The 15,175-nt window shown below is 70.6% G+C and carries 14 protein-coding genes and 1 riboswitch; of the genes, 4 read left to right on the top strand and 10 right to left on the bottom strand.

The features are described from left to right. Positions 1–8: 8 nt before the first annotated feature. From ACZ7M7_RS26510 to ACZ7M7_RS26470, 9 genes are all read right to left on the bottom strand, one after another. The gene (locus ACZ7M7_RS26510) at positions 9–1,097 is read right to left on the bottom strand and encodes a hemolysin family protein (protein ID WP_383612996.1); all 1,089 of its coding nucleotides are present in this window, start codon (positions 1,095–1,097) and stop codon (positions 9–11) included. Beyond that, positions 1,094–2,425: a hemolysin family protein gene (locus ACZ7M7_RS26505; RefSeq protein ID WP_472120705.1), complete on the bottom strand. Its 1,332-nt coding sequence runs from the start codon at positions 2,423–2,425 to the stop codon at positions 1,094–1,096. The genes ACZ7M7_RS26510 and ACZ7M7_RS26505 overlap by 4 nt, the downstream gene beginning before the upstream one ends. Before the next feature lie 221 nt (positions 2,426–2,646). Then, positions 2,647–3,105 (bottom strand): PH domain-containing protein, encoded by a 459-nt coding sequence (locus tag ACZ7M7_RS26500; protein WP_472120703.1) that lies wholly within the window; start codon positions 3,103–3,105, stop codon positions 2,647–2,649. A gap of 19 nt (positions 3,106–3,124) precedes the next feature. Beyond that, complete coding sequence (gene hisG, locus ACZ7M7_RS26495) at positions 3,125–3,973, bottom strand: ATP phosphoribosyltransferase (protein WP_383613005.1); 849 nt, start codon at positions 3,971–3,973, stop codon at positions 3,125–3,127. A gap of 49 nt (positions 3,974–4,022) precedes the next feature. Then, positions 4,023–4,295, bottom strand: coding sequence for a phosphoribosyl-ATP diphosphatase (locus tag ACZ7M7_RS26490; RefSeq protein ID WP_030946750.1), 273 nt, complete (start codon positions 4,293–4,295; stop codon positions 4,023–4,025). A 34-nt stretch (positions 4,296–4,329) separates the two neighbouring features. Next, on the bottom strand, positions 4,330–4,815 hold the full coding sequence (gene ribH, locus ACZ7M7_RS26485; protein WP_003988915.1) for a 6,7-dimethyl-8-ribityllumazine synthase: 486 nt from the start codon (positions 4,813–4,815) through the stop codon (positions 4,330–4,332). A 25-nt stretch (positions 4,816–4,840) separates the two neighbouring features. Further along, on the bottom strand, positions 4,841–6,217 hold the full coding sequence (locus ACZ7M7_RS26480; RefSeq protein WP_472120701.1) for a bifunctional 3,4-dihydroxy-2-butanone-4-phosphate synthase/GTP cyclohydrolase II: 1,377 nt from the start codon (positions 6,215–6,217) through the stop codon (positions 4,841–4,843). Beyond that, positions 6,214–6,855, bottom strand: coding sequence for a nicotinamide mononucleotide transporter family protein (locus ACZ7M7_RS26475; RefSeq protein ID WP_215122669.1), 642 nt, complete (start codon positions 6,853–6,855; stop codon positions 6,214–6,216). The genes ACZ7M7_RS26480 and ACZ7M7_RS26475 overlap by 4 nt, the downstream gene beginning before the upstream one ends. Beyond that, positions 6,852–7,484, bottom strand: a complete 633-nt coding sequence (locus ACZ7M7_RS26470) for a riboflavin synthase (protein WP_383631600.1) — start codon at positions 7,482–7,484, stop codon at positions 6,852–6,854. The genes ACZ7M7_RS26475 and ACZ7M7_RS26470 overlap by 4 nt, the downstream gene beginning before the upstream one ends. Positions 7,485–7,630: 146 nt before the next feature. Beyond that, positions 7,631–7,761, bottom strand: a riboswitch (FMN riboswitch). Between the two features lie 215 nt (positions 7,762–7,976). Between ACZ7M7_RS26470 and ACZ7M7_RS26465 the strand changes: the two genes are divergently transcribed. The 3 genes from ACZ7M7_RS26465 to ACZ7M7_RS26455 all read left to right on the top strand — a co-directional run bounded on the left by ACZ7M7_RS26465 (position 7,977) and on the right by ACZ7M7_RS26455 (position 12,151). Then, on the top strand, positions 7,977–10,298 hold the full coding sequence (locus tag ACZ7M7_RS26465) for a chitinase C-terminal domain-containing protein (protein ID WP_472120698.1): 2,322 nt from the start codon (positions 7,977–7,979) through the stop codon (positions 10,296–10,298). Between the two features lie 96 nt (positions 10,299–10,394). After that, complete coding sequence (locus ACZ7M7_RS26460) at positions 10,395–11,282, top strand: RNA polymerase sigma-70 factor (protein ID WP_427842003.1); 888 nt, start codon at positions 10,395–10,397, stop codon at positions 11,280–11,282. A 113-nt stretch (positions 11,283–11,395) separates the two neighbouring features. After that, positions 11,396–12,151 carry an SDR family oxidoreductase gene (locus ACZ7M7_RS26455; RefSeq protein ID WP_472120696.1) on the top strand — a complete coding sequence of 252 codons (756 nt, stop codon included), beginning with the start codon at positions 11,396–11,398 and terminating at the stop codon, positions 12,149–12,151. A gap of 392 nt (positions 12,152–12,543) precedes the next feature. Here the strand turns inward: ACZ7M7_RS26455 and ACZ7M7_RS26450 are convergent, their stop codons facing one another. After that, the gene (locus ACZ7M7_RS26450; RefSeq protein ID WP_472120694.1) at positions 12,544–13,746 is read right to left on the bottom strand and encodes an ROK family transcriptional regulator; all 1,203 of its coding nucleotides are present in this window, start codon (positions 13,744–13,746) and stop codon (positions 12,544–12,546) included. Positions 13,747–13,878: 132 nt separating this feature from the next. Between ACZ7M7_RS26450 and ACZ7M7_RS26445 the strand changes: the two genes are divergently transcribed. After that, a complete protein-coding gene (locus ACZ7M7_RS26445; RefSeq protein ID WP_472120692.1) occupies positions 13,879–15,090 on the top strand; it encodes an MFS transporter in 1,212 nt (403 codons plus the stop codon). Positions 15,091–15,175: the final 85 nt, after the last annotated feature.

Genomic DNA, 15,175 nt, shown 5'->3' with positions numbered 1-15,175 from the left:
GTGCGCCTTCAGCCGGCCATTGCCTCTTCCGGCTCCCCGGTGTTCACCCGCGGCGCAGTCACCCGCACCTCCGGCAGCTCCCGGTGCGCAGGGTCCCGTACCTCGCCGACCAGGAGTTCCAGTACGTCCTCCAGCGCGACGAGCCCCAGCACCTTGCCGGACGCGTCGGCCACCTGGGCGAGGTGGGTCGCGGCGCGGCGCATGACCGTGAGGGCGTCGTCCAGGGGCAGTTCGGAGCGCAGTGTCGTCATCGGGTGCCACACCTGCTGCGGCACCGCGCGCTGCGACTCCTCCAGGTCGAGTACGTCCTTCACGTGCAGGTAGCCCATGAAGGCGCCGTTCTCCGCCGCGACCGGGAAGCGGGAGTACCCGGTGCGGGCGGTGAGCGCGACGATCTGGCCGGGGGTGACCGACGGGCTGACGGTCACCAGGGACTCACGCTTCAGCAGGACGTCCGTCACCGGGCGGGAGCCCAGCTCCAGGGCGTCCTCCAAACGTTCCTGCTCCTCGGGGTCGAGCAGGCCCGCCTGACCGGAGTCCTCGACGAGCCGGTTGAGCTGCTCGCTCGTGAACACCGCCTCGACCTCGTCCTTCGGGTCGACGCGGAAGAGCCGCAGGATGGCATGCGATACGGCGCCGAGGGCCACGGTGATCGGCTTGCAGAAGCGGGCGAACCAGACCAGGCCGGGGCTGAGCCACAGCGCGACCTTCTCCGGCGCCGCCATGGCCAGATTCTTCGGCAGCATCTCGCCGATGACCAGGTGGAAGAAGACGACCGCGGCGAGCGCGATGGCATAGGTGAGCGGATGGATCAGGCCGTGCGGCAGGTGGATCCATTCGAACACCGGCGTCAGCAGGTGCGCCACCGTCGGTTCGGCGACCGCGCCCAGCGTCAGTGAGCACACGGTGATGCCGAACTGCGCCGCCGCCATCATCTGCGGCAGCCGCTCCAGGCCGTACAGCACCTGACGGGCCCGTGCCGTGCCCAGCGGTTCGATCTGGCTGCGGCGGACCGAGACGAGGGCGAACTCGGCGCCGACGAAGAATCCGTTGGCGAGCACGAGCAGCGCGGCGAAGAGGAGTTGGAGCACGCTCATCGGGCGACCTCCACCACGGCACCGGTCCGGACCAGCCGGACGCGCTCGGCGCGGTAGTGGCCGACCCGGCGCACCGACAGCCGCCAGCCCGGCAGTTCCGCCTTGTCGCCGACGGCCGGGATCCGCCCGAGCAGGTCGGCGACCAGTCCGGCGACGGTCTCGTACGGCCCCTCGGGCACGTCGAGTCCTATGCGCAGGAGGATGTCGACGCGGCAGCTGCCGTCGGCGTCCCAGGCGGGGCGGCCGTCCTCCGGCGGGGCGGCGGCGAGTTCGGGCGGTTCGTTGAGCACGTCGTCGTGCTCGTCGCGGACCTCGCCGACGATCTCCTCGACGATGTCCTCGAGGGTGACCACTCCGGCCGTGCCGCCGTACTCGTCGACGACGACCGCGATGGGCTGCTCGCTGCGCAGCTGGGCGAGGAGGGGCTGGACCGGGAGGGTCTCGGGGACCAGCAGCGCCGGGCGGGCGATGCGGCCGACCGGGGTGCGCAGACGATCACTCGAACGGATCGCCAGCGCGTCCTTCAGATGGACCATCCCGACGATCTCGTCGATCTTCTCCTGGTAGACCGGGAAGCGCGACAGACCGGTGGCTCGGGTCAGGTTCACCACGTCCTCGGCAGTCGCCGACGAGTGCAGTGCGCTGACCTTCACGCGTGGGGTCATGACGTGCTGCGCGGTGAGTTCGGCGAGCGACAGGGTCCGTACGAAGAGGTCGGCGGTGTCCTGTTCCAGGGCGCCGGCCTGGGCGGAGTGCCGGGCCAGGGAGACCAGCTCCCCCGGCGTACGGGCGGAGGCCAGCTCCTCGGCGGGCTCGATGCCGAGCGCGCGGACGAGACGGTTGGCGACGGAGTTCAGGCCGGCGATCACCGGGCGGAACAGCCGGGCGAACGCGTGCTGCGGGCCGGCGACGAAGCGCGCGACCTGCATCGGCCGGGACACCGCCCAGTTCTTCGGCACGAGCTCGCCGATCACCATCTGCACGGCCGAGGCCAGCAGCATGCCGACGACCACGGCCACACCGGACACCGCACCCTCGGGGATGCCGATCGCGGTGAAGGGGCCGCCCAGCAGCTCCGCGAGCGCAGGTTCGGCGAGCATGCCGACGACCAGGGAGGTGATGGTGATGCCGAGCTGGGTGCCGGAGAGCTGGAAGGACAGTTCCTTGAGCGACTCGACAACCCGGTGGGCCCGTCGGTCGCCTTCCGCGGCGGCCTTCTCGGCGTCCGTCGCCTCGACCGTGACCAGGCCGAACTCGGCGGCCACGAAGAAGCCGTTGGCGAGAATCAGGAGGAACGCGGCTGCGAGAAGCAGCAAGGGGATGCTCATGATGCCGCCGCCCCGGTATGTCGGGAGGGGGCGGCGCAGGTACTACAGGACGATCCGTCCATCGCTGGAGGGAATCACTCCTCGGGTAGCAGGGGACCTCTGAAGGCCGGTTGGACCATCAAAGGCGGAGGCGTCACAGAAACGCCTCCGCCAACAGATTAATCAAGACATCGCGATTTACGGCAGGGTGAATGCCCCCGAGTCAGCCCTTGGGACCTGTCTCAGCCCTGATGCTCCTCGGGATCCTTGACGGAGCGGGCCTCGGCGAGCGCCCGCAGGGTGCGTGCGTCGGCGATGGCGCGCTGCTTGGCGATGCCCGGCTGGATGCCAAGTGCGGGCAGGCTGGTGCCGTCGCTGAGGTTGAGGAACACCCAGGGGTCGCCGGGGCGCAGGTTCACCTGAACGATCTCGGCCCACTCCAGACGGCGCCTGGTGGCGATGTTCACCACGGTGACGCCGGACTCGTCGGCGACGACCTTCACGCGCGCCAGCATGGCCAGCACGCCGAACATCAGCGCGCCGGTGAAGATGAAGCTGAGCCGCTCCCCCGGGCCGAGCTTCTCCAGCAGCAGCGCGACCGCCGTGATGACGACGAAGATCGCGGTGCCGGCGGTGAGCAGGACGGCCCGGGTGCGACCCGGCCGGAACGTGACGGGCAGGGTGGGCAGTTCGGAAGACATCGGTGTACGGCCCCTCGGCTCAGAGGCGGCAGGCGTGGATGGCCGTGGTCAGGATGGCCCGCGCCCCGATGTCGTACAGGTCGTCCATGATCCGCTGGGCCTCCTTGGCCGGGACCATCGCCCGGACGGCGACCCAGCCCTCGTTGTGCAGCGGAGACACGGTCGGGGACTCCAGGCCCGGCGTGAGGGCGACGGCCTTCTCGAGCTGCTCGACGCGGCAGTCGTAATCCATCATCACGTACGTCCGCGCGACCAGGACCCCCTGCAGGCGGCGCAGGAACTGCTGCACCTTGGACTCCTCGGCGTCCGCGCCGGTGCGGCGGATGACGACGGCCTCGGACTTCATGATGGGCTCGCCGAAGACCTCCAGGCCCGCGTTGCGCAGGGAGGTGCCGGTCTCGACGACGTCGGCGATGACCTCGGCGACACCGAGTTCGATGGCGGTCTCGACAGCGCCGTCGAGGTGGACGACGGAGGCGTCGATGCCCTGCTCGGCCAGGTGACCGGCGACGATGCCCTCGTAGGAGGTGGCGACCGTCTTGCCCTTGAGGTCGTCGATGCCGTGCGCCGTGCCCGGCTTGGCGGCGAAGCGGAAGGTGGAGCGTGCGAAGCCGAGCGGCAGGATCTCCTCGGCGTCCGCGTCGGAGTCGATCAGCAGGTCGCGGCCGGTGATGCCGATGTCGAGCTTGCCGGAGGACACGTAGATCGCGATGTCGCGCGGGCGCAGGTAGAAGAACTCGACCTCGTTCACCGGGTCGACGATCCGCAGTTCCTTGGACTCGCGGCGCTGCTGGTAGCCGGCCTCATGCAGCATCTCCGCCGCAGGGCCGGACAGGGAACCCTTGTTGGGGACGGCGATGCGCAGCATGAGGTCGGCTTCCTTTGTTCGCTCTTACGGTGTGCGGGGGTGGTGGTGCTCAGAGGTGGGCGTAGACGTCGTCCAGGGAGATGCCGCGGGCGACCATCATCACCTGAACGTGGTACAGCAGCTGCGAGATCTCCTCGGCGGCCGCTTCCTTGCCCTCGTACTCGGCGGCCATCCAGACTTCGGCGGCCTCCTCGACGACCTTCTTGCCGATGGCATGGACGCCCTTGCCGACCAGCTCGGCGGTGCGGGAAGTGGCGGGGTCGCCGTGGGCTGCCTTGTGCTGGAGCTCGGTGAAGAGCTCCTCGAACGTCTTATTGGACATGGTGACGCTCAGCCTATGCCACATGTGCCTTTCGTCAGCGCCAGGGTTCAGATACTGAGCGCAGGGTCGCCGCCGTCGCCACGGCCGCCGTCACCGCCTCGTGTCCCTTGTCCTCGTTGGACCCCTCGATGCCCGCTCGGTCCAGGGCCTGCTCCTCGGTGTCGCAGGTCAGCACGCCGAAGCCGACCGGGACGCCGGTCTCGACGGACACCTGCGTCAGGCCCTGGGTCACGCCCTGGCACACGTACTCGAAGTGGGGGGTGCCGCCGCGGATGACGACGCCGAGGGCGACGATCGCGTCGTAGCCGCGGCCCGCGAGGACCTTGGCGACCACCGGGAGTTCCCAGCTGCCGGGGACCCTCAGCAGGGTCGGCTCGTCGATTCCCAGGTCGTGCAGGGCGCGCAGGGCGCCGTCCACCAGACCGTCCATCACCTTCTCGTGCCACTGCGCCGCGATGACCGCGACCCGCAGGTCGCCCACATTGCGTACGGACAGTTCGGGTGCGCCCTTGCCGCTCACGTTCTCAGGTCTCCTCGGTGTGCTCTTACTGGTTGGTGCAGGTGGTCAGAGGGGCCACGGGTGCCGGGTCCAGCCAGGGCAGGTCGTGTCCCATCCGGTCGCGCTTGGTGCGCAGGTACGTCAGGTTGTGCTCGCCCGCCTGTACGGGCATCGGCTCCCGCTCGGTGACTTTGAGGCCGTGGCCGAGGAGTGCGTCCGACTTGTCGGGGTTGTTGGTCAGCAGGCGCACGCTGCGCACGCCGAGGTCGGCCAGGATCTGCGCGCCGGCGCCGTAGTCGCGGGCGTCGGCGGGCAGGCCGAGTTCGAGGTTGGCGTCGAGGGTGTCGCGGCCGCGCTCCTGGAGTTCGTAGGCGCGCAGTTTGGACATCAGCCCGATGCCCCGGCCCTCGTGTCCGCGCAGGTAGACGACGATTCCCCGGCCCTCGGCCTGGATGCGCTCCAGGGCCGCCTCCAGCTGGGGCCCGCAGTCGCAGCGCAGCGAGTGGAAGACGTCGCCGGTGAGGCATTCGGAGTGGACGCGGACGACGACGTCCTCGCCGTCGCCGATCTCGCCGTGGACGAGGGCGACGTGCTCGACGCCGTCGACGGTGGAGCGGTAGCCGTACGCCGTGAAGGTGCCGTGGGCGGTGGGCAGGTGGACCTCGGCCTCGCGGCGGACGGTCGGCTCGGCCGGGGCCGGTCGCTCGGAGCGGGCCGGCCGCTGCTCGGCCCGGGTCGGCTCCTGTTCGGCCGGCTTCGGCAGCTCGGCACCGCGGAGGTGGGCGATGAGGTCCTCGATGGAGATGATCGTCAGGCCGTGCTTGCGGGCGAACGGGACCAGCTCGGGCAGCCGCAGCATCTCGCCGTCCTCGCCGGCGATCTCGACGATGGCGCCGACGGGGCGCAGGCCCGCGAGCCGGGCGAGGTCGACGGCGGCCTCGGTGTGGCCGTTACGGACGAGGACGCCGCCGGGCCTGGCGCGCAGCGGGAAGATGTGGCCGGGGCGGACGAGGTCCGACGGCTCAGCCTTGCCGCTCGCGAGGAGCTGGAGCGTGGTCGAGCGGTCGGGGGCCGAGATGCCGGTGGTCACGCCGTGCGCGGCAGTGGCGTCCACGGAGACGGTGAACGCGGTCTTCATCGACTCGGTGTTGTCCTGGACCATCTGCGGGAGCTCCAGCCGGTCCAGTTCGTCCGGCTCCATGGGGGCGCAGATCAGGCCGCGGCACTCGCTCATCATGAAGGCGACGATCTCGGGGGTCGCGTGCTCGGCGGCGATGACGAGGTCGCCCTCGTTCTCGCGGTCCTCGTCGTCGACGACCACGACCGGGCGGCCGGCCGCGATGTCGGCGATGGCCTGCTCGACGGGGTCGAGCGTGAGGTCCTCGATGTCCTCGGTGCGGTACAGGATCGGTGCCGTGGTCATGCCGGCGCTCCTTCCAGGACGGGCCGCGCATCCTTGCGGGAGCGCAGCCACCAGTCGCGCATGCCCCACAGGACGAGTGCGCCGTAGATGACGTAGACGAAGCCGGAGAAGGCGTAGCCGTTGGCGAAGTTCAGGGGCACGCCGACCAGGTCGACGAGCAGCCAGGCGAACCAGAACTCGACCATGCCGCGCGCCTGCGCGTACATGGCGACGATGGTGCCGACGAAGATGTAGGCGTCGGGCCAGGGGTCCCAGGACAGGGTCGGGTACGCCTTGAAGAGCAGTGCCACCGCGACGGTGCCGGCGGCGGCCGCGGCGGCCATCGCCCCGCGCTCGCGCCAGGTGGCGAACCGGACGGCGATGTGGCCGTCCTCGCCCTGTCCCTTGCCGCGCTGCCACTGCCACCAGCCGAACAGGGCGACGAGCATGACGACGGCCTGCTTGCCGGCGCTGCCGGTGAGGTGGCCGTAGAAGGCGCCGAAGAGGATCAGGCCGGCCAGGAACTGCACGGGCCAGGTCCAGATGGAGCGCCGCCAGCCTAGGGCGAGGGCGGCCAGGCCGAAGAGGTTGCCGACCATGTCCGACCAGAGGATGTGCTGGCCGAAGAGGGTGAAAGCCTCGGAGTTCAGCGAGTTCACTTGGCCGTCGCCCCTTCGGAGGAGGCCCGGTCGGAGGAGACCCGGTCGCCCAGCATCCGCTCGACGTACTTGGCGATGACGTCGACCTCGAGGTTGACCGGGTCGCCGGGCTGCTTGAGGCCGAGCGTGGTCAGGTCGAGGGTGGTGGGGATGAGGCTGACGGTGAAGTAGTCGGGTCCGGCGTCGACGACGGTGAGGCTGATGCCGTCGACGGTGATGGAGCCCTTCTCGACGACGTACCGGGAGAGGTCGGCGGGGAGCGAGATCTTCACGATCTCCCAGTTCTCGGAGGGCTTGCGGTCCAGCACCTCGCCGGTGCCGTCGACGTGGCCCTGCACGATGTGGCCGCCGAGGCGGGAGCCCACGGCGGTGGGCCGTTCGAGGTTGACGCGGGAGCCGACCGTGAGGGCACCCAGGCTGGAGCGGTTGAGGGTCTCGGCCATCACGTCGGCGGTGAACTCGTCGCCCTCGTGGTCGACGACCGTGAGGCAGACGCCGTTCACGGCGATGGAGTCGCCGTGCTTCGCGCCTTCGGTGACGACGGGGCCACGCAGTCGGAAGCGACAGGCGTCGTCGAGGGTCTCGACGGCCGTGACCTGGCCCAGCTCTTCGACGATTCCGGTGAACACTTCCCGGGTCCTCCTGCCACATCGGGGCACGGACTCCGGGGCTGTCGATGACGACAGAATGTACGAGCAGAGACACCGAGGGCGACGCCGGACAGGGCTCGCCTCAAGGACGAACTGGTACGGCGGCGCGCACGAATGCCCGCCCGCCGCGCACTGCCTCCCATCCGGACTTTAACCGTCGGTCCAGGAATTTCACCTGGTCAACCGGCCGCTGGAGGCGACCGGGTCGCGGACTGTAACCGCCGGTTCGGACTTTCACCGACCCCGGAGTGCGCTGCTACTGGTACAGAGCCAGTGTGCCACGCCTGATCGGCGTCCATACGGGCGAACTCTGTGGGGTGGCTCACAGACCGCTTGGCTGGACTTCTCCGCCCGGAGGCGGCGTCGGGATTCAGTCGCCCTCATGGACCCATCACCTATTGGTCCATACCTATTGACTGACTGGTCTAGTCCTCTTTAGGGTCTGCCCAACTTCCGTGGAGAGGAACCGACTTGCTGTCCCTTTCACGCAACCGGGCGAGACCGGCCCTGCTCGCAGCCCTGGGTACGGTCGCCGGCCTGGTTCTGGCCGGACTCCCGGCGACCGTCTCGCACGCCGCCGACAACGACTCCTGCCGCCCCGACGGCCTCTACCGGACCCCCGGCGTCGACGTCCCGTACTGCTCGGTCTACGACTCGGCCGGCCGGGAGAAGATGGGCGCCGACCACCAGCGCCGGGTGATCGGCTACTTCACCGGCTGGCGCACCGGCAAGGACGGCACACCCGCCTATCTCGCCTCCGACATCCCGTGGGACAAGGTCACCCACCTCAACTACGCCTTCGCTCACATCGACGGCAGCAACAAGATCTCCGTCGGCACGGACAGTGCGAACAACCCGGCGACGGGCATGACCTGGCCCGGTGTGAGCGGCGCGGACATGGACCCGGGGTTCTCCTACAAGGGTCACTTCAATCTGCTGAACAAATTCAAGAAGCAGCACCCGGACGTCAAGACGCTGATTTCGGTGGGCGGTTGGGCCGAGACCGGGGGCTATTTCGACGACAGCGGCACGCGAGTGAACTCGGGTGGCTTCTACTCGATGGCCACGAACGCCGACGGCTCGGTCAATCAGGCCGGTATCGACACGTTCGCTGATTCGGCGGTCGGGTTCATCAGGAAGTACGGATTCAACGGCGTCGACATCGACTACGAGTATCCGACGTCCATGAAGGACGCGGGCCACCCGTTCGACTGGTCCGTCTCCAACGCCCGCCGGTCCGGCCTCGTCAAGGGCTACGCGGCCTTGATGAAGACGCTCCGCGAGAAGCTCGACCGCGCGGGCGCGGCGGACGGCAGGCACTATCTGCTCTCCGTCGCGGCGCCCTCCTCCGGATATCTGCTGCGCGGCATGGAGACGTTCCAGGTCCAGAAGTACCTGGACTACGTCAACATCATGTCGTACGACCTGCACGGTGCCTGGAACGAGTACGTCGGCCCGAATGCCTCGCTCTTCGACGACGGAAAGGACGCCGAACTCGCGGCGGCGGGCGTGTATTCCACGTCCCAGTACGGCGGAATCGGCTATCTGAACACCGACTGGGCGTACCACTACTTCCGCGGTTCGATGCCCGCGGGCCGGATCAACATCGGACTCCCCTACTACACCAGGGGATTCAGGAACGTCACGGGCGGCACGGACGGACTGTGGGGCAAGGCGCCCTCGACGTCCTGTCCCGCGGGCTCCGGACTGACCAAGTGCGGGGACGGGGCCGTCGGGATCGACAACCTCTGGCACGACCTCGACACCGACGGCAAGGAGTCACCGGCGGGTTCGAACCCCATGTGGCACGCCAAGAACCTGGAGAAGGGGGTCGTCGGGGACTACGTCACCAAGTACGGCTTCCCGGCCGACACCCGGCTGACCGGCACGTACGCCCACAAGTACGACTCCACGCTGGTCGCGCCCTGGCTGTGGAACGCCGAGAAGAAGGTGTTCCTGTCCACCGAGGACGAGCAGTCGGTGAACGCCAAGGCCGACTACGTCGTCGACCGGGGCATCGGCGGCACGATGGTGTGGGAACTGGCCGGCGACTACGGCTGGAACGCGGGCAAGGGCCAGTACGAGCCGGGGTCGACCCTGACCTCCGCGATGTACGAGAAGTTCAAGTCGGCCTCCCCGTACGGCGCCAAGCGGTCGACGATCGACCTCCCGACCGAGGCGCTGGACATCGACGTCGACTTCGGGCAGTTCCCGCTCGGCGACTCCAACTACCCCATCAGCCCCAAGCTGAGGATCACCAACAACTCGACGGCGCCGCTGCCCGGCGGCACGGAGTTCCGGTTCGACTACGGCACCTCGGCACCCGCGAACGCCAAGGACCAGTCGGGCTGGGGGACCTCGGTGATCCGCAGTGACCACACGGGAAGCAACGTCGGCGGGCTCAAGGGCGACCATCACCGGGTCTCGCTGAAGCTGCCGGGCTGGCAGACATTGGCGCCGGGGGCGTCGGCGGAGCTGGACTTCGTGTACTACCTGCCCGTGTCGACGCCGTCGAACTGGACGGTGACGTTCGGTGGGAAGACATACGCGCTGGCCGGGGACCTGGCACGCGGGACGACCGTCGTGGAGCCGGGATCGGGAACCCCGTCCCCCACTCCGACCTCTTCCGGTGGAGAGTGCACGGGCCCCGTCTGGAACGCCACGACGGAGTACGGCGGAGGCAGCACGGTGGCCCACAAGGGGCACTCGTGGAAGGCCAAGTGGTGGACCAAGGGCGAGGAGCCCGGCACCACCGGTGACTGGGGTGTGTGGCAGGACCTCGGAGCCTGCTGAGCCCCGCGCAGACGGCCCGGCGGCGGTGACGACGGCCCTTGCCCGCCGCCGGGTCTCCCAACAACCGCCGCCGGCGGCTCTGGCAGGGTGAGGGGCATGACGACCGCCATCGCCGACGAGTTCGAGACCCACCGCCCCCGGCTGTTCGGCCTGGCCTATCGCATCCTGGGCTCCGCCGACGAGGCCGAGGACACCGTCCAGGACGCGTACCTGCGCTTCAGCGGCGCAGACCGTGAGGCGATCGAGTACCCGGGCGCCTGGCTCGCCAAGGTCGTCACGAACCTGTGTCTCACCCGGCTGACCTCGGCGAGGGCCCGGCGCGAGCAGTACGTCGGGCCCTGGCTGCCGGAGCCGGTGGTCACCTCGGACGGCACGCTCGGGCCCCTGGAGTCCGCCGAGCAGCGGGACGCCGTGTCCATGGCGATGCTGGTGCTGCTGGAGCGGCTCACCCCGACCGAGCGGGCCGTGTACGTGCTGCGCGAGGCGTTCGCGTACGGCCACCGGGAGATCGCCGAGGCGCTGGAGCTGACCGAGGCCAACTGCCGCCAGCTGTACCGGCGGGCGGTGCAGCGGGTGGGTGAGCAGCGGTCGCGGTTCGAGTCGACTCCCGAGCGGCAGGACGAGCTGGTCAGGTCGTTCCTCACGGCGGCTCGCGACGGTGACCTCGGCGGGCTGGAGAAGCTGCTGGCGGCCGACGTCGTCTGGTCCAGCGACGGCGGCGGCAAGGTCTCGGCGGCCAGGCGGCCGATCGAGGGCCGGGACAAGGTGTTCCGCTTCCTGGCGGGTGCGACGCGGACGTTCCTGGCGGGCGTGGAGTTCACGGCGGTCGAGATCAACGGCTCCACCGCGCTGGCCGCGTGGGAGGGCGACACGCTGCTCTCGGTGGTGGCCTTCGAGGTGCGGGACGGGCTGGTCGCCCACGCGTGGGCCATGGTGAACCCGGACAAGCTGGACTTCGTACGCCGTCAGCTGGTGCGGGCGTAGAAGGATCGCCGTACAGCGCGTCCGGCGATGTCACATTCCGGATGGGGTACTCGGTCCCAGCTGACGAGGGGCGTTCCACCCGGGGATGCCCGGCGTCCGAAGGGACCAACAGCATGACCACGATCCTGGTGACCGGCGGTACCGGAACACTCGGCCGGCTCGTCAGTGAACGGCTGCGCACGGACGGGCACGAGGTGCGGGTGCTCAGCAGGCGCGCCCAGCCCCACGCCGTCGATCTTCGCAAGGGCGGACCCGGCCTGGACGTGGCCATGGAGGGCGTCGACACGGTCGTGCACTGCGCGAGCTCGCAGGGCGGCGGCGACGAGAAGGCGGCGGCGCATCTGATCGCGGCGGCACGCAGGGCCGGGGTGGGGCATCTGGTCTACATCTCGATCGTGGGCGTCGACCGGGTGCCGTACGGCTACTACAGGTCCAAGCTCGCCGTGGAGAAACTGATCGAGGAGTCGGGGCTCGACTGGACCGTGCTGCGCGCGACCCAGTTCCACGACCTGCTGGTGAGGGTGCTCGGCATGGTGTCCAAGCTGCCCGTCATGCTGCTGCCGGCCCGTGTGAAGGACCAGCCTGTCGAGGTGGCGGAGGTCGCCGACCGCCTCGCCGAGCTGGCCGTCGCCGCCCCCGCCGGCCGGGTCGAGGACATGGGCGGCCCCGAGGTGCGGACCTTTGACTCACTGGCCCGCGCGTATCTGCAGGCGACTGGCCGGAAGCGGGCCGTGGTGAGCTTGCCGCTGCGGGGCAAGGGGTATGAGGGGTTCCGCTCGGGCGGCCATCTGGCGCCGGAGCACGCGGTGGGGAAGGGGACGTTCGAGGAGTATCTGGGGCGGCGGTTCGGGGGTGGGAAGGGGGTCTGAGGGCGGCCCTTGGGCCGACGGGGCTCCTGACCCGGGCTTCTGCCGGGTGCGGTCGGATGGGGCGGTACGTCGGGGCGACGCCACCGGGGAGGGCCTCGGGTCCGGCGGGAGTGGGCCCGGGGCGGCGGGGTCCTGGTGGCCGTCCCGGGGGTGGGGATGGGGCGCCCTGATCGGACGGTCCGGAGCGGGGGACGTACGGCCGCGCAGATCAACGGTCCGGCGATGCGAACAGGTCGTCCTGGGCGGCCTCCCACGGCGACCATCCGCGCTCCCGGCACCGGCGCCGTAGCGCCGCGCAGATCAACGGTCCGGCGATGCGAACAGGTCGTCCTGGGCGGCCTCCCACGGCGACCATCCGCGCTCCCGGCACCGGCGCCGTACGGCCGCGCAGATCAACGGTCCGGCGATGCGAACAGGTCGTCCTGGGCGGCCTCCCGCGCGGTGAGCAGCGCTCCGCGCAGGACCGCGCCGCCGCCCAGGCTGCTGGATCGCACCACCGTGGCCAGGGGCGACATCCTCCGGACCCGCTCCTCCACCCGCCCGGCGAGCAGTTCTCCCCCGGCCTGTCCGACCTCCCCGCCGAGGACCACACAGCCGGGGTCGAGGATCGCGACGACGGAGGCGACACCCAGGGCGAGGCGCTCGGCCAGGGCGTCGAGGAAGCGGTCGGCAGCGCCGGCAGCGCGCCCGCCGGCCGGCGCCACCGCTGCCCTCACCACCCCCGCCGCCGCAGGCTCATGGACGGACGCCCCCTCGACGCTCACCCCGTACGCCCCCGCCAGCTCCACGATCGCCGCCGACCCGGCCAGCGAGTGGAAGCCGCCCTCGCAGTCCACCGCCGACGGTGGCCCCGATGTCCCCGGTACCGGCAGGAACCCGATCTCGCCGGTGCCGCCGGAGGCACCGCGGCGCAGTGCGCCGTCGAGGACCACGGCGGCGCCGGTGCCGTGGCCGAGCCACAACAGGACGAACGTGTCCCGGTCCCGGGCCGCTCCGTCGCGCTGTTCCGCGAGGGCGGCGAGGTTGGTCTCGTTCTCGACGCTGACGCGCGCTTCGGGGAGCCGTTCCTGGAGGGCCGCCACCAGACGGCGGTGCCATGCGGGCAGGCCGGTGGAGTCACGCAGCTCACCGGTCGCCGGGTCGATCAGGCCCGGGGCGCCGATCCCCACCGTATGGAGCCGGTCCGCGCCCGCCTCCTTGGCGACCCGCTCCACCAGCGCCACCGCCTGCTCCACCGCGGGCCCGGTCGCCATGTCGCCGCCGATCGGCACCGACGCCTCGGCGAGCACGGCCCCGACCAGGTCGGAGACGACCACGGAGACGCCCTCGGTGCGCACGTCCAGCGCTGCCAGGTGGGCGCGGTCGGCGACGATGCCGTACAGCTTGGCGTTCGGCCCGCGCCGCTGTTCCCCGGCCTCGCCGACCACCGCGATCAGGCCGGCGTCGGTGAGGCGCTCGACGAGGTCGGCGACGGTCGGCCGGGACAGTCCGGTCAGCTGCTTCAACTGCCCTGCCGTCAACGGGCCGTCCTGCTGGAGCAGTCGTAGGGCGAGCCGGTCGTTGATGGCCCGGGCGGTGCTCGGTGATGCGGGCATGCCGGGATCCTTCCAGATCGGCGAGGTGCGCGGTGGGCGGCCGTGGCCCGTAAATTCTCTATCTATCAGGCAGGGTTCCTGATAGTTTACGGCGTCGCACGGTACGAAGCGAGCACCGGGAGGGGCCGGACGATGAGCGAAGTGGTCTACGACCTGCGCGAGGTGAGGCGGGCCCGGTATGCCGTGGCGTCCGTGTTCGCCGTGCACGGCGCCGTCACCGGCTCGTTCGCGACGCGCGTGCCATGGATCCAGGACCATGCCGGCGTCAGCGCGGGCCAGTTGGGGCTGGCGCTCGCCTTCCCCGCGCTCGGCGCCTCCGTCGCGATGCCGGTGGCGGGCAGCATCAGCCACCGCTTCGGCGCCCGCCACGCGCTGCGCGGACTGATCGCCCTGTGGACGCTCGCGCTCACCCTGCCCGCCCTCGCCCCCAATCTGCTGACCCTGTGCCTGGCCCTGTTCACCTTCGGCGCCACGGCGGGCATGGCGGACGTGGCGATGAACGCGCTCGGCGTCGAGGTCGAGAACCGCCTCGGGCGGTCGATCATGTCCGGTCTGCACGGCATGTGGAGCGCGGGCGCCCTGATCGGCTCGGCGGCCGGCACGCTCGCGGCCCACCTGGGCTCGGACGCCCGGCTGCACCACGCGCTCGCCGCGGCGACCCTCACCATCCTCGGCATCCTGGCCTGCCGGTGGGTCCTCGACCTGCAGCCCGCCGAGGACGAGGAGCCGCCGCCCCGGTTCGCACTGCCGCCCCGGTCGGCGCTGCTCATCGGCGCGGTCGGGTTCTGCGCGGTCTTCGCGGAGGGCGCGAGCCTGGACTGGTCGGCGGTCTATCTGCGGGACCAGCTGGACACCTCGGCCGGTCTCGCTGCGGCCTGCACGACCGGCTTCACGCTGACCATGGCGCTGGCGCGGCTGGCCGGCGACAAGGTGGTGGACCGCTACGGCGCCGTGCGCACGGTCCGGTCCGGCGGCGTCCTCGCCACGCTCGGCGGCCTGCTCATCGTCGTGTCGGACCGTCCGGCCCTGGCGATGGCCGGGTTCGCGCTGCTGGGTCTGGGCATCGCGGTGGTCGTGCCGCTGTGCTTCGCGGCCGCGGGCCGCAGCGGCAGCAACCCCTCGCTGGCCATCGCGGGCGTCGCGACGATCACGTACACCTCGGGTCTGGTCGCCCCCAGCGCGATCGGCGGGATCGCCCAGGCCACCAGCCTGATGGTGTCCTTCTGCCTGGTCACCGTGCTGTCCTCCGGACTGGTCGTCTTCGCACGCGTCCTGCGCGCCGGGGACCGCGACCGCCCGAAGATCAGCCGCCCGGACGCTGCAGTTCCCGACCCGCGCCCCTGAACCCCCCGTTCGGGAAGAGTCGGCCCTGATCAGCCCCGGTCGGCGCCGCCCCTGACGTCCCTGACAATGGTCCGGTCACCCGCAC

Source organism: Streptomyces sp. NPDC111606 (assembly GCF_055656945.1).
Note: the sequence above shows the minus strand (reverse complement) of the source record. Positions and strands in the feature narration are given on the sequence as shown.